Origin of the sequence: Streptomyces sp. AHU1 (assembly GCF_045343905.1) — a bacterium.
Lineage (GTDB): Bacteria > Actinomycetota > Actinomycetes > Streptomycetales > Streptomycetaceae > Streptomyces > Streptomyces triticiradicis.
This window is the reverse complement of sequence record NZ_CP174283.1, coordinates 807,370-820,804: the sequence shown is the minus strand read 5'-3', so window position 1 is coordinate 820,804 and position 13,435 is coordinate 807,370. Positions and strand designations below refer to the sequence as shown.

The window sequence follows — 13,435 nt, the reverse complement described above, 5'->3', positions numbered from 1 at the left end:
CCGAGAGAAACGAGAACCCGATGGCGCGGTACACCCCTCGCGCGGCCGCGGAACGGGTCCGCGGTCGCGTACGGAGGCCGGCCCGGACGGCCGCGGCGGTGACCGCCGTCGCCGCCGGGCTCGTGCTGGTGCTCGGCGCTCCGGCCCCGGCGGCCTCCGCGCACGGTGGCGACGGAGGTGCCCCGGTGGTGACCCGGGCCGCGCTCGATCCCGCCCTCGTCGCGGGGCGCGGCGCCGCGGTGGACTTCGCCGAACAGGAGGCGGAGAACGCGTCGACGGACGGCACCGTCATCGGCCCCGACCGCGCCGCCTACACCCTGCCCTCCGAGGCTTCCGGCCGCGCGGCGGTGCGCCTGAGGCCGGGTCAGCACGTCGAGTTCACCCTGCCGCGCGCCGCCGACGCGCTCACCGTGCGCTACAGCATCCCCGACGCCCCCGGGGGCGGCGGCATCACCGCGCCCCTCGACGTCTCCGTCGACGGCCGGCACCGCACCACGATGACCCTGACCTCGCGGTACTCCTGGCTCTACAACCAGTACCCCTTCAGCAACGACCCCCGGGGCGACCTGCTGCACCCCGACTGGTGGATCACCGAATGCGGCTGCGTCCCCGCGGCCACCACCCCGGTGCCCGCCATCGACAAGCCGTTCCGGCCCAGCCACTTCTACGACGAGCAGCGGCTGCTCCTCGGCAAGAAGTACGCCGCCGGTGACACCGTCCGCCTCACCGCGCCCGAGAACACCGCCGCGGCCTGGACCGTCATCGACCTGCTCGACACGCAACTCGTCGGCGCCCCCCACGTCGAGGAGCACGCCGCGAACGTCCTCGCGTTCGGGGCCGATCCCACCGGCCGACGCGACGCGGGCGACGCCTTCGACCGGGCCGTCGCCCACGCCAAGAAGCGGCACCTCAAGGTGTACCTGCCGCCGGGCACGTACCAGGTGAACCGTCACATCGTCGTCGACGACGTGACGATCGTCGGGGCGGGCAGCTGGTACACGATCGTCAAGGGCCACCAGGTCACCCTCGACACCCCCGCCCCCGACGGATCGGTCCACACCGGTGTGGGCTTCTACGGCAAGGACGCGGCCGACGGCGGCAGTCACGACGTCCACCTGTCGGGCTTCACCGTCGAGGGGGACGTCCGCGAACGCGTCGACACCGACCAGGTCAACGCCATCGGCGGGGCGCTCGGCGACTCGACGATCGACGGCCTCTACCTGCACCACACCAAGGTCGGCATGTGGTTCGACGGCCCGATGAACCGTCTGCGCATCACCCGTACCGTGATCGCCGACCAGATCGCCGACGGCATCAACTTCCACACCGGCGTGACCGGTTCGAGCGTCTCGGACACCTTCGTCCGCAACACCGGCGACGACGGCCTGGCCATGTGGTCGGAGAGGACGGGCGACGCGCGCAACGTCTTCGCCCACAACACCGTCCAGAGCCCGGTCCTCGCCAACGGCATCGCCCTGTACGGCGGCACCGACAACACGGTCACCGGCAACCTCGTCGCCGACCCCGTCCGTGAGGGCAGCGCCATCCAGGTCGGCTCCCGGTTCGGGGCCGAGCCGTTCGGCGGACACCTGTGGATCACGGACAACACCACGGTCCGCTCAGGGCCCTTCGAGCTCAACTGGAGGATCGGCCTCGGAGCCATCTGGTTCTACGCCCTGGAGCGGGACATCGACGCCGACATCGAGGTCACCGGCGACCACTTCCTCGACAACACCTACAACGCGGTCATGCTCGTCTCCGACTTCCCGGTGAAGGACGAGTACGCGATCCGGGGCGTCCGCTTCGAGGACATCCGCGTGGACGGCACCGGAACCTCCGTGCTCAGCGCCCGCTCCGCCGGATCGGCGTCCTTCGAGAACGTGGACGCCCGCAACGTCGGTGCGGTCGGGATCGACAACTGCGGATCCTTCAACTTCCCCGCCTCCGGCTCCGAGTTCACGGTGAACGACCTCGGCGGCAACGACGGAGGCGGCACGACCGGTCCCTGGCTCGCGCCCTGGGAGCTGCCGAACACCATCACCTGCGACGACCGGCCGCCGGTGGTCCCGCCACCGGCCCCGGCGCCCTGGTGAGGAACACCCGCCCCCGGCGTCACACCGCCCTCCCCGGCGTCGCGCCGCAGCACCCTGCGCTGCCGGGGATGGTGTCTGCTCAGATCAGGGAGGCCCTCGTGGGGTTCTGCGGGGCGGGTGTCAACCGAAGATCACGGTGGGTTCGCCGGTGTACCAGGTGTTGTCGATGCGAAGCCGACGGATGACCCAGCGGTCGCCGTCGCGGACCAGGTCGACGTCGTAGGGGTTCTTCAGCAGCGCGTGTGTGGCGGGGTCGGCGATGAGCACGTGCTGGGCTTCCACCAGGGCGGTGAGCCGGGCGGCGTCGCCATCGATCGTGATCCGCGTGTTGGCGATCTGGTGTGTGGTGTCCACCCGGCCGGTGAACATGGCCAAAACGGTGGTGACGATGGTGTCGCGCCCGGACATCGGCGGCGGCTCGGAGCCCCACTTGGAGGCGGCCGGGCGGAAGTCCAGCTCGGCGTCGGCGGCGAAGGCCGAGGCGAACAGCTCCTTGTCCTTGAGGTCCTGGCCCAGGCCGAAGCGGTGGAGCGCGTCGGTGATCTCCGCCCGGTCCCTGAGTTCCGCGACGGCCGTGGCGGTGTCGTGCGCGGGGGCGCTCAGGGCGCGGTCGCCGGTGACGTACATGATGTTCTCCTGTACGGGTGAGGTGGTCTTTCAACACCTCTGATCCTGCTGGGGTCCTGGCAGGGCATCAATGCGCACCTGCGCAACGACCGTGAAGCCTCGATTAACGACGGGAGGGTGCGGGGATGCTGGAGCGGCACGAGCTGGAGGCGTTCCTGACGCTCGCCGAGGAGTTGCACTTCGGCCGCTCCGCCGAGCGGCTGCACGTCTCCACGGCACGGGTCAGCCAGACCATCGCCAAACTGGAGCGCCGCATCGGCGTCCCGTTGTTCAACCGCACCAGCCGCCGGGTGGAGCTGTCCCCGGTGGGACGGCGGTTGTATGAAGAGACGCGCCCCGCCTGGTCCCGGATCACCGGTGCGTTCGAGCGGGCCGTCGACGTGGGGCGGGGCCTGACCGGGCTGCTGAGGGTCGCCTTCACCGGGCCGGCGGCCGGCCAGCTGCTGGTCGGGGCCGCACAGGAGTTCCGCAACCGGCACCCCGACTGCGACGCCCGGATCAAAGAGGCGCACCTGCCGGAAGTCCTGCCGTGGCTGCGCAGCGGCGAGGTGGACATCGCGCTGACCTGCCGTCCGATCCACGAAGAGGGCATCGTCATGGGGCCGGTCCTGGTGCGGGAGGCACGCATGCTCGCTGTGCCGACAGGGCATCCGTTCGCCCGCCGCACGACCGTCTCCGTCGAAGATCTGGCTCGCGTGACCGTGCTGCAGATTCCCGAGACGCTGCCGGAATCCCTGCGCGAGGACCGGGCGCCGCGCCGGACTCCCTCCGGGAGACCGATCGCACTCGGACCGTCGGCCATGACGTTCAACGAGACGCTGACACTCGTGGGCGCCGGGGAGGGAGTCTTCGCCGTCGGCGCCCACACAAGGCGTTACTTCGCCCGCCCCGACGTCGTCTATGTCCCCTTCGAGGATGCCGCGTCAGTGGACTGGGGTCTGGTGTGGCCCGCCGACGGTGCGACAGCCCGCGTTCGCGCCTTCAGCGAGGCGGCACTCGACCTGGTGCGGGCACCCGCATCGAACCCCTGACCGTCTCCGACGGCCCGGACGCCATCCGGGCAGAGCGCGCGAGCACCGGATCGACGCCCCGAAACACGGTGGCGAGGCCCGCCAGGCGCAACCACTCACGAGCACGTGGACGATCGCGGCAAAGACCGCCTCGTCATCGATGGCGGCGACCCCGCCGCCTCGCGGGCGCACCCACGCAGACGGCAACAGGGGCCTCGCCGACTCCTGCGGACCGTGAGGATGCCGGCGAGGTGCGGTGCGGCCCGGTGGGCGATGGCGAACTCGCCCTCAGGTCCGACGACACGCGTCACACACGTGACTGTCGATTGCTGCCATCAGTTCTCTCGCCGCTGTCCGCACTCCAGGATCTCCGTCCTCGGTCAACACGTGGAGCGTATTCACGCCGGCCAGCACGGCAAGGTGAGCAGCCGACTGGACCTCGATCCGAGCGGCACTGCGCTCGAGCACGGCCTGGATCAGTTCGACCACTTCGGACCGGCAGGTCACCGTGTCGGTCGCCGCGAGATCCCACAGGAAGGGAACCGCCGCCACGGTCGCATCGAAGACGGCCAACTCGCCGAGCCACAGACCGAGATCACTCAACGCGTCACTGCTCGTCGCGGCGTCCCCCCCACGCCACTCGGGAGAGCCGGCCCGGAACGCCCTCCGCAGTTCCGTAAGCATGCGTCAACTCGTGCCACGGAACGCGCCACATGCCTTTGAGCATGGTCCCCACAACGCTCTCCCCACCTGCTCGCCGCCCCAGGACTCCAAGCACGCCCACGTACTCCGACATGTTCGCGCGGTCGCCACGGTCACCGGAAACGGTTTCCGTCGGCCGCGAAGTGAGCCCCCTTCGAACCGGTCGGATCTCGCCCGTTCGAGGCCTGCCCGGTCGCCTTCCTCCCGGAGTTCGACAAGCGCACGGTCACGTCACTCGTGACGAGGTGCAGCCGAGGTGCGCCAACGCCCGGTCAGGACGTAACAGGCCAAGGACGTTTGCGTCCATTCGTCATCCCTTCCACCCCGCGTGACCTGCGGCGAAAGTAGTTCTTGCCACCGGGCGCCACACCCGAGACAACCTTCACGGCTGCACCTGCAGGGCAGCTGTTTGGGCCAGGGAGGTGCCTTTACGCGCTCGATCCACTCACCGCAGGAGCCAACATGAAGCTGAGCCATGCCCTCCGCCGTACCGCTGCCGTGGCCGCCGTCGGCGCGATGTCCCTCGGCCTGGTCGTGATCACCGGGGAAGCCGCGCACGCTGTGGCGTCGTGCACGGGTGACGTGTCGATCTACGGCACGCTGTCGGACGGACGGCTGACGTATTCGCAGGTCGCGCCGAACACCGGAGACCGGGTCAAGACGCTCATCGGCCCGAACCTGGGTTTCACGCCCAAGGCGATGGCGACGCTCAACTTCAACACGGTCCTGGTCACGTCGACCACCGGCGACCTCTACCGGGTCGACGTGCAGACGAACAACACGTCGCTCGGGGTCGCGGGCGTCACCAAGATCTGGGACGGCGGCTGGACCTTCGACAAGCTGGTCTACGACGGCGCCGGCCACCTCTACGGGACGGTCGACGGCCAGCTCCACCAGTACCTGGTGTCGCAGGCCAAGCCCGCGGGGTCGGCCCACATAGGCCAGCACGTCGTGATCGACTCCGGTTTCGTCCTCAAGACGCTCGCCGCCGCGGGCGACGACCGCATCGTCGCCTCCACCGCGGACGGCCGGCTGCTCAGCTACAAGATCAACGGAGTGGGCGACTGGGACCGCACGGTCCTGAAGTCGAGTGGCTGGTCGGCGGTGGACTCGCTCTCCTCGCCGGGCGGCGGCCTCTACTACGGCCGTACCAACGGCGGCCTGTACTGGTACTCCGACGCGGACCCGACCGACGGTGACGGCAGCGACATCGCGTACCACTCCGACGACCCGGTGGACGCCTCGGGCTGGACCCAGAGCCTGCTGTCGGCCTACGCGAACAACTGCTCCTACGTGGTGCCGACACCGCCCCAGTCCGTACAGGGAGGCACCATCTCCCGCAACGAGGTCATCGCCCGGGCCAAGAACTGGTACACCCGCAATGTCCAGTACAGCCAGAGCGCCTACGCCTCCGACGTCGACGGCGACCACACCTACCGCACCGACTGCTCCGGCTTCGTCTCCATGGCCTGGCACCTCACCACCTCGCTGACGACCCAGACCCTTCCCGGCGCGAGCACACAGATCTCCAAGTCCGACCTCAGGCCGGGTGACGCGCTGAACTACAGCGCCGAGCACGTGGTCCTCTTCGCGGGCTGGAAGGACCAGGACGCGGGTACGTTCTACTACTACTCCGAGGGAAGCCCCTCCACGGACATGAACTACTCGACCGCGAACGTCTACAGCGGCACCATCGACAGCCACCCGGCTTCGTCGTACGTCGCGCTGCGCTACGACAAGATCGCCTGACGATCCGCCTGATGCTCCGAGGGCCCTGCCGATCCCGGCAGGGCCCTCTCACGTTCCGGCCGGCCTCGACCTACGGGGGATGCGGGCACAGGACCAGGAGGTCCGGCGCTGCGACCGCACAGGTTCACCGGCTCCGTGAAGAGTCGGCGGGGCGGGTTGTGTTCTCGGCATGAACGATGCTGAAGTCGCCTCACTCCTGGTCGGATGCGTCCGTTGCCCGTACCACGGAGCGTGGCAGCCCTCACCTTTCGCCGAACGTGCGGTCGGCAATGTTCGGTGTGCCATGGTCGCGGTCGACCCGGGGTTGAGTGAGCTCGTCCTACGGCGTGACGACGGCTCGCTGTGGTTTCTGCCGGAGGTCGGCGGCCCCCTGCTGGTCAACTCCAGTGTGGAGGCGTTCGTCGCCTTCAACCGCGCTTATGAGGAGGCCGCTGCCGAGGCCGACGCGTACGAGTGGCCCGCCGACGGCCTCAGTGAGGACGAGACCGTGGACCTGGTCGAGAAGGCCGGTGACGCGCTCACCGAAGCGTTGCTCGAACGATTCGGAGCGCTTGACGCCGAAGCGGTCGCCGACGAGAACTCCTTCTGGCACATCGGGGCCGAGGAACTGGGTTACGAGATGTGACATGTGACCACGCAGAACACCGGGGCAGGCCGCTCACGCTGCCATCACGAGGGGCGTCCGCCTCCAGCCGGCGGGGGCGGCCGAGCCCGGCGAGGCGGGTGGTGGCCGTCGCCACGGCGCGTCCCTCGTCGATGCTTTTCGAGCGGGCGGGGACGGCCTCCCGCCCATCGAGGGTCCAGGCGGGCCCGACCACCCCGAGCATCCGCCGAAAAGGGCGGCGCCCCCTCGAAGCGAGGGGGCGCCGCCCTTTTCGGCCCGGTGATGTCAGTACCAGGTGTTCGCCTGCCAGAAGTTCCACGCGCCGCACGGGGAGCCGTAACGGCCGTCGATGTAACTCAGACCCCACTTGATCTGGGTGAGGGGGTTCTCCCTCCAGTCGTCGCCCGCGACGTCCATCTTGGTGGCGGGCAGCGCCTGCGGGATGCCGTAGGCACCGGAGGAGGAGTTCGTCGCGTTCCAGCGCCAGCCGCTCTCATGGTCCCAGAGCGTCTCCAGGCAGGCCCACTGCGCGGAGGTGGCCCAAGAGGCGTCCTTACTGTTCATCAGCTGCCGACCGGCGGCCTTGACCTCGGTGATGTTGTCGCGGTCGACCGCCCCCGCGGGGGTGGTGCAGGTGTAGGTGCCCGGCTGGGCGGAGAGCAGCTTCTGCGTCCAGCCGCTGGTGTTGACCGGGTCGTCGAGGTGGTACGAGATGTCGGACCCGGAGCCGTCGGTCGGGTTGGCGTCCTTGTACCAGTACATGGCGCCGCTGGACAGGCGGCCGTAGTACAGGCCCGCGCCGGGCGAGACGAGCTGGTTGAAGCCGGACCAGCCGGAAGACTTGAGAGTGTTGCCCTTCCAGGAGCCGGCGCCCGCGACGGAGTAGTCGAGCAGCCGTCCGTCCTCGGTGGTGGCGCCGAGCCGGTCGTCGCCGGTGGCGGTGAGGGTCTTCAGGACGAATCCGGTGTCGATCTCGGTGCGGGCGCCGATGTGCTGGGAGCCCGCCGGCTTGTCCTCGGTCACGTTGTAGCGCAGCAGCAGACCGGCGGCAGTGGTGCCGTACAGGTGGCCGTGGCCGTCGTAGGTGAGCTTGTCGTGGGTCCAGCCGCTGTCGGCGATCTTCACCGGTGCGTTCAGCAGGGCGAGGCTGGTGTTGTTGGTCTTGATGTCGATGCGGTAGAGGGCACCCGTGGTCGACGTCACGAGGATGGTGTTGAAGTTGAGGGTCGCCATGGCTTTCGGCTCGAAGCCGAGGTCGGGCCCGACGAGCACCTTGGCGAGGTCTCCGGTGGCCGGGTTGATCTGGCTGAACGTGAGCCTGCCGTCGTCGAGCACGCCGTAGATGTTGACGCCGCCCGAGCAGGTGGTGGCCGCTTCGGCGGTCGGAGTATTCACCGCGAGGAGTCCGATGCCCAGAGTGCCGACGGCCAGCAGGCTTGCGAGTCTGCGGCTGACTTTGCGGATGTTCTTCACTTCTTGTTCCCCCTGGGATGCTGGCGGTGAGGCAGGCGTCGGACGGTGGACGTGGCATGGCCGGAAAACGGCGGAGAGAGGATGTAACCGATCAGCCACTGGCGGCTTCGCGGGTGGACGACGGTCGTCGGGACGGGCGACCGGCTGTGAGAGGGCTACTGCCGGCCGGCGTCCGTCGGGGCGACCTGCCAGCCCGCGTCACTGGCAAGAACGGAGGAGGTCGCAGCCGCGTCGGCCTCGGACATGAACGCGACGGCCGGGGTGGTGAGAGAGGCCGCGATGACGACGGAGGCGACCGCGGCGGCCTGGGCGATACGGCTGCGAAGCATGGCTGTTTTCCGTTCCTTCCGGAGGCGAAATGCGCTGTCCGGTCTGCCTCGCGTCCCGCGGTGACGCTCCGGCCGGCCGGTGATCAATAGCTTCGTCGCGGCCCAGGCCTGTGAGAAGAGTTCACAGACGGACGGAAGCGGCCTTGGACTCATGCGTCCACACGGGCCGCCTCGGTCCACCGGCCGCGGTACGAAGGCCGGCGGCATCAACGGCACCCCGGCTCCGGTCGGCCGCGCCGTGGCCAACTGCTGTACGTCACGAAGAAGTCGGCCTCAGACCCGAACCGCCCGCTCCTCGGCCTCCTCGAGTACACCCGCCAGGACGTAGGGGCCGAGCGTCAGCACCAACGCGGAACGTGGGTGTACGGCGACATGTTCGACGCGGTCACCGACTGTGATCGCAGAGCGCACCACGGCCCTGATGTCCAAAGGCAGTTGTTCACCCGGGGCAGAGCCGGATGGGCATGGGCGAGGTACATGTGCTCCAGGGTCGCAACCGATACCGCTTGCCTGGCCATGCCGCGACAGGCCGGTTGCAGCCGGGCCTGTTCCGCCCTTCGCTGGTGACGATCCATCGCCTAACTGAGAAGATCTTGTTCCAGCAGAGGATGATCCGCGACCTCGTAGACGTCCACGCCGTTTCCCCGTACCGCACCACCGACGACCTCGAAAACGCTCGGCAGCCGGCACGCACGGGATGCGCGTCCGGCTCTGATCGAATGGCGTGTCCCAACGCGGGCACTCGGTCCCGGTGACAGGGAACGCGCGACCGCCCATGACCTCCGACAAGCACTACGTCGTCCTCAAGGGCCGGCGTTGGCGTGCCACTGATCCGGCCGTTCCGTCCGACGTGAGCGCTCGGCTGCGCGTTCATCTGATGGCGGCCCGTCGGGAGGTCGGCGTTGCGCGGCGTGCGCAGGACAAGGAGGCGGAGCGTGCCGCGCGGGAACGGGTGCACAGGGCGAAGGTGGCGCTGGGAGAGAGGGGCGTGCCTTGGTGGGAGCAGGGCGCGGCGGAGCGAGAGGCCCGTTGGCGGGAGGGGTTGGCGGCGCTCGACGGCTGACATCGGGCTGAGTGGGACACCGACCCAGTGGCGCGACCTGCGCCAGGAACCATGGGTGGCCACGCCAGTACGAGGGCGGCGACCGGCACGGGACGACGACTGCGACCGGCGGCGCGGACGCTCTGGGACTCCGCGCTGCCGCACGAGGGAGACCGCGCTCCGCCGACCGTGTTCAGTGGTCTGTCTGCCGGTCAGGGGGCGAGGACGAGCGCACCCGACGGTTCCTTGCTGCCGGAGTCGTCCTCATGCCGGAACGCAAGCGGCTCAAGGCCCGTATCCGGGGCACTTCGTCCTGTCGCGGATACCCCGCCAGGTCTGTCGGGGTCGTGGGTGGCCGACACCGGTCTTCCTCATCGGATGCCGGCACGAGGAGTCCGGGGCGCCCGGGCCCGTCAAAAGGCGTATCGGACGCGCAGCCAGGGCGCGTGGGCTGCGATCAGACGTTGGAGGGAGCCCACGGCTTCGGCCTTCTCGGAAGTGCGGTACCGGACGTTCCAGCTGCCGTTCTCGGAGCGTTTGGCCTGCTGCAGATCGGGACGCCAAAGGACGTCCTCCGCCCGCGGATGCCAGGCCAGGTTCAGCTCGTGGAGGTCCCTGTTGTGCGTGAGCGTGATCACTTCCGCCGCGGCCTGGTCCTTCACCGCCCGCGGAAGGACGTCGTCCATGTGTTCCAGGAGGAGGCCCCAGTCCGCCTCCCACCCGGGCCGGACGACGACGGGCGAGAGGTTGAAGTGGACCTCGTACCCGGCCTCCAGGAAATCCGCGGCCGCTGCGATGCGCTCTTGAACGGGACTGGTGCGGAGGTCGAGCAACCGGGAGTCTTGCGGCGGCATCACGGAGAACCGGATCCTGGTACGGCCGCGCGGGTCCAGGAGCAGCAGATCGGGGTTGACGAATTTCGTGGCGAACGACGCCTTCGCTGTGGGCCAGTGGGCGAAGGCGTTCACGAGGTCGGCGACGTTTCCGCTGATGAGCGCATCCACCGAGCAGTCGCTGTTCTCGCCGATGTCGTAGACCCAGGCCTTCGGGTCGCACTGGTTGGCTTCCTGCTTGGGACCTTGGCGCGCGACGTGGCGGGCCAGGTGGGCGATGATCGCCTCGATGTTGGTGAAGACCGTGATCGGGTTGGCGTAGCCCTTGCGGCGCGGCACGTAGCAGTAGGCGCAGGCCATCGCACAGCCGTTGGCCGGACCTGCAGCGATCCAGTCGGCCGATCTGCCGTTCGGACGTGTGGCCAGGGTCTTCTTCTCGCCCAGGACCAAAACCTCGCTCTTGATACGGACCCAGCGTTCGAGGTTTCCCGCGTTGCCGTGGAGTTGCGGGATGCGCCAGTGCGAGTCCACGTCGATGATCCGAGCGCGGGGGAAGCGGGCGATGATCTCCTGCCCACGGGGTGATGCCGCAGCCGCGGGCTCGGCGTGGATCTCCCGCACGGACAGCAGACGCCGGGCGGCGGGGGAGTCGCGGAACAGCGGACCCACAGGCGAACCGGGGTTCCCGGCCGGTGAACGAATCGGCCCGGATCTCAGGTCTTCCAGACCGAACAGGGTGTCGGTCCGGTCTTCGTGTCCTTCTGCCGTGCGGGGTCGGCTGGAGTCGTCCGGTCTCCGGTGCTCGCCCATGAGTGCACTCCCAGCCGTGTGCGTCGCGATGCCGTGCGGTCCGTCGATCCTAGGGTTCTTCATGACCGCCCCTGTGCCTCGCCAGGTGTCATCGACGGCGGTTCCTGTGACACGAGTGCCCTCTCTCCCGGTCCTTGACCGGCCGGTCGGCCGCTCAGTGCAGGACGCTGACGGCACAGGCGATGACCAGCAGGGGGTCAGGAGCGCGGCGATGCTTTGAACGCTCATCAGCAACTTCGCGCGTGCGGACAGCGGCATCGTATCGATGGGGCTGGAGGTGGTGGAGTTCGTGACGGACATGTACAGGTGGTCCACGAGATCGGGCACCCGGTCGGAGCCGATGCCGGGTTCACCGTCTCGCGTGTTCGAATTCTAGTTCGATGACGTGGGTGGGGAGGTGGGTGCTGTGGAGACAGTGACGGCACCCGGCAGGTGGCGAGCGTGATGCATGTGCGCTGCCGGGACCGCCTGGGGGAGGACGGGTACCGGCAGGTCCTCGAGCGGATGGCCGAGCTGTCACCGGTCGTCCAGGAGCTGTCACCGGCCGTCCAGGCGCTGCCGCCGACCGCGGCCCTCGCCGGGCTGAAGGGGGCGCTGCGCCACCAGGGCGTGGACGCTGCCTGGCTGGGGGGAGAGACCCTGCGGATCCGGACCGTCTCCAGGCTGGGCGTCGACCTCCCGATCGGCGTCAGTTCGTCCGTCACCGTCGCGGCCACCGTCCTCACCCTCGCACCCGACGATGTCACCCGATGGCTCGGGTCACTCTCCGTCGAGGCCCTGAGCGGCATCGGCTCCCACCAGGTCCAGACCCCGCGCGACTACGGCGTCCACCGCGTCGGCCTGCTCGCCACGCTCCGCCCGCACCGTCCAGCGCCTCCTGGGCGGCAGGGCAGGACGGCAGGCCGCCGACCGGGCCCGCGGCATCGACCCCTGGCCCGTCACCCCTCGCACCCTGCCTGCCGCCGCGAGCATCCACCGCGCCTTCCCGCGCCATGCCCTGGAGGGCGCCGCCCTCCTCGACCTCGTCGTCACCCTCGCCCACCGACTGCGCCGGCGCGGCCGGGCGGCCCGCGGCCTGACCCTGCGTTTCGCCGGAGGCACCTCCTGGGACAAGACCCGTCGGCTCACCGAGCCCTCCGCGCACGACGACGACCTGCGCACGACGGCCTACCGGCTCATCGACGCGGTCGGATCACCGGCATCCCCCTGAAGGCCGAGGACCTCGTCCCCGCCGCCCAGGTCGCCGAACGGATCACCCTCGACCAAGCCCGCGAGGCCCGCCTGATCGCCGAAGACGTCAGCGACCGCATCCGCGCCGAGTTCAGACCCGACACGATCCGCGCACCGACACCACCCCGCTACGCGTCTCCTGAGCGGTACCGGCTACGGCGCGCCGTAGCCGGTACCGGCCGGCCTGGCTGCCCACGGTCCTCCACGCCAGGCCCATTGGCTCCTCCGGGCGCCTTCTGCGCCAGGAAAGCGTCTCCGCAGTGCGGTCGTCGACACCCACATCCGCGGCGGACAGTCGGAGGCGTACTGCCACCGGAAGACACTGATGCCCTGCGGCAAGCTCCAGCCGAGCCACCTGGTGGTCCGAGCCACCTGGTGGTCGTCAGACGTCCAAGCCCCATAGGGCGTGATCACTCACGACCAGGATCAACTTTTCGGTTGACCTCGGTTGACCCGATTGAGGCTCAGGACGCGGTCCACCACTCGTCGACGCCGTTGAGCCGCAGCCGTCCGTCTGTTCCCAGGATCTGGCCTGCTCCGACACCAACGGTGGGGGCGAAACACCCGCGGGTGAAGCCGGGGTTGAGAGTCGTGGCCGCACAGTCCACGTCGCTCCCGAAGTTGCTGGTGACTTCGCCCCCGATCGAAACTGCCACGCTGGCGTTGTTCTGCACGACCAGCACGGCCTGGGCGTCGAGATTGCTGTTGACGACGATGCAGACCTTGAAGTTGACGTTGTTGGACACCTTGTGCTGCTTGTACGCGCTGCAGGTCCAGTTGGAGTTGGTGCTCACGGCCTGCCAGTTCTGGGCGGCACTGGCCGGCGCGCTGGTGGCGGCGAGGGTGCCGGCCGCTACAGCAGCCACCAGCAGGGCCTTGGGACGCAGAGCATTGAAAAGCATGGGGTGCTTCCTCCTGATTCCTGTTCCGCGA

General features: G+C 69.2%; 14 protein-coding genes. 6 read left to right on the top strand and 8 right to left on the bottom strand.

Translation table 11 applies throughout. The features are described 5' to 3' along the window. The first annotated feature begins 20 nt into the window (after positions 1–20). Complete coding sequence (locus tag ACICHK_RS03875) at positions 21–2,093, top strand: glycosyl hydrolase family 28-related protein (RefSeq protein WP_406835679.1); 2,073 nt, start codon at positions 21–23, stop codon at positions 2,091–2,093. Positions 2,094–2,213: 120 nt separating this feature from the next. On the opposite strand, the gene ACICHK_RS03870 is transcribed toward ACICHK_RS03875, so the two are convergent. Beyond that, entirely contained in the window at positions 2,214–2,720 is a 507-nt protein-coding gene (locus ACICHK_RS03870; RefSeq protein WP_406835678.1) for a nuclear transport factor 2 family protein, read from the bottom strand. Between the two features lie 125 nt (positions 2,721–2,845). On the opposite strand from ACICHK_RS03870, the gene ACICHK_RS03865 reads away from it, so the two are divergent. Beyond that, positions 2,846–3,751, top strand: coding sequence for a LysR family transcriptional regulator (locus ACICHK_RS03865; RefSeq protein ID WP_406835677.1), 906 nt, complete (start codon positions 2,846–2,848; stop codon positions 3,749–3,751). Here the strand turns inward: ACICHK_RS03865 and ACICHK_RS03860 are convergent. Beyond that, on the bottom strand, positions 3,644–3,940 hold the full coding sequence (locus ACICHK_RS03860) for a transposase (RefSeq protein ID WP_263974407.1): 297 nt from the start codon (positions 3,938–3,940) through the stop codon (positions 3,644–3,646). The genes ACICHK_RS03865 and ACICHK_RS03860 overlap by 108 nt on opposite strands. A gap of 78 nt (positions 3,941–4,018) precedes the next feature. Then, the gene (locus ACICHK_RS03855; RefSeq protein ID WP_406835676.1) at positions 4,019–4,333 is read right to left on the bottom strand and encodes a hypothetical protein; all 315 of its coding nucleotides are present in this window, start codon (positions 4,331–4,333) and stop codon (positions 4,019–4,021) included. Positions 4,334–4,894: 561 nt separating this feature from the next. Between ACICHK_RS03855 and ACICHK_RS03850 the strand changes: the two genes are divergently transcribed. Continuing rightward, positions 4,895–6,181 carry a hypothetical protein gene (locus ACICHK_RS03850; RefSeq protein ID WP_406835675.1) on the top strand — a complete coding sequence of 429 codons (1,287 nt, stop codon included), beginning with the start codon at positions 4,895–4,897 and terminating at the stop codon, positions 6,179–6,181. Positions 6,182–6,464: 283 nt separating this feature from the next. Next, positions 6,465–6,806 (top strand): SUKH-4 family immunity protein, encoded by a 342-nt coding sequence (locus ACICHK_RS03845; RefSeq protein WP_406835674.1) that lies wholly within the window; start codon positions 6,465–6,467, stop codon positions 6,804–6,806. A gap of 264 nt (positions 6,807–7,070) precedes the next feature. Here the strand turns inward: ACICHK_RS03845 and ACICHK_RS03840 are convergent, their stop codons facing one another. Next, positions 7,071–8,258 (bottom strand): tachylectin-related carbohydrate-binding protein, encoded by a 1,188-nt coding sequence (locus ACICHK_RS03840; RefSeq protein ID WP_406835673.1) that lies wholly within the window; start codon positions 8,256–8,258, stop codon positions 7,071–7,073. A gap of 155 nt (positions 8,259–8,413) precedes the next feature. Beyond that, the gene (locus ACICHK_RS03835; RefSeq protein ID WP_406835672.1) at positions 8,414–8,587 is read right to left on the bottom strand and encodes a hypothetical protein; all 174 of its coding nucleotides are present in this window, start codon (positions 8,585–8,587) and stop codon (positions 8,414–8,416) included. 775 nt (positions 8,588–9,362) lie between these two features. On the opposite strand from ACICHK_RS03835, the gene ACICHK_RS03830 reads away from it, so the two are divergent. Beyond that, positions 9,363–9,650 (top strand): hypothetical protein, encoded by a 288-nt coding sequence (locus tag ACICHK_RS03830; RefSeq protein WP_406835671.1) that lies wholly within the window; start codon positions 9,363–9,365, stop codon positions 9,648–9,650. Between the two features lie 392 nt (positions 9,651–10,042). Here ACICHK_RS03830 and ACICHK_RS03825 read toward each other — a convergent pair whose 3' ends face one another. Together ACICHK_RS03825 and ACICHK_RS03820 are read right to left on the bottom strand one after the other, a co-directional pair. Continuing rightward, on the bottom strand, positions 10,043–11,272 hold the full coding sequence (locus tag ACICHK_RS03825) for a spore photoproduct lyase family protein (protein ID WP_406841156.1): 1,230 nt from the start codon (positions 11,270–11,272) through the stop codon (positions 10,043–10,045). Between the two features lie 759 nt (positions 11,273–12,031). Beyond that, the gene (locus ACICHK_RS03820) at positions 12,032–12,244 is read right to left on the bottom strand and encodes a hypothetical protein (RefSeq protein ID WP_406835670.1); all 213 of its coding nucleotides are present in this window, start codon (positions 12,242–12,244) and stop codon (positions 12,032–12,034) included. On the opposite strand from ACICHK_RS03820, the gene ACICHK_RS03815 reads away from it, so the two are divergent. Then, positions 12,150–12,482 (top strand): hypothetical protein, encoded by a 333-nt coding sequence (locus ACICHK_RS03815; protein ID WP_406841155.1) that lies wholly within the window; start codon positions 12,150–12,152, stop codon positions 12,480–12,482. The genes ACICHK_RS03820 and ACICHK_RS03815 overlap by 95 nt on opposite strands. 484 nt (positions 12,483–12,966) lie before the next feature. Here the strand turns inward: ACICHK_RS03815 and ACICHK_RS03810 are convergent, their stop codons facing one another. After that, the gene (locus ACICHK_RS03810; protein ID WP_406835669.1) at positions 12,967–13,404 is read right to left on the bottom strand and encodes a hypothetical protein; all 438 of its coding nucleotides are present in this window, start codon (positions 13,402–13,404) and stop codon (positions 12,967–12,969) included. Positions 13,405–13,435 lie beyond the last annotated feature (31 nt).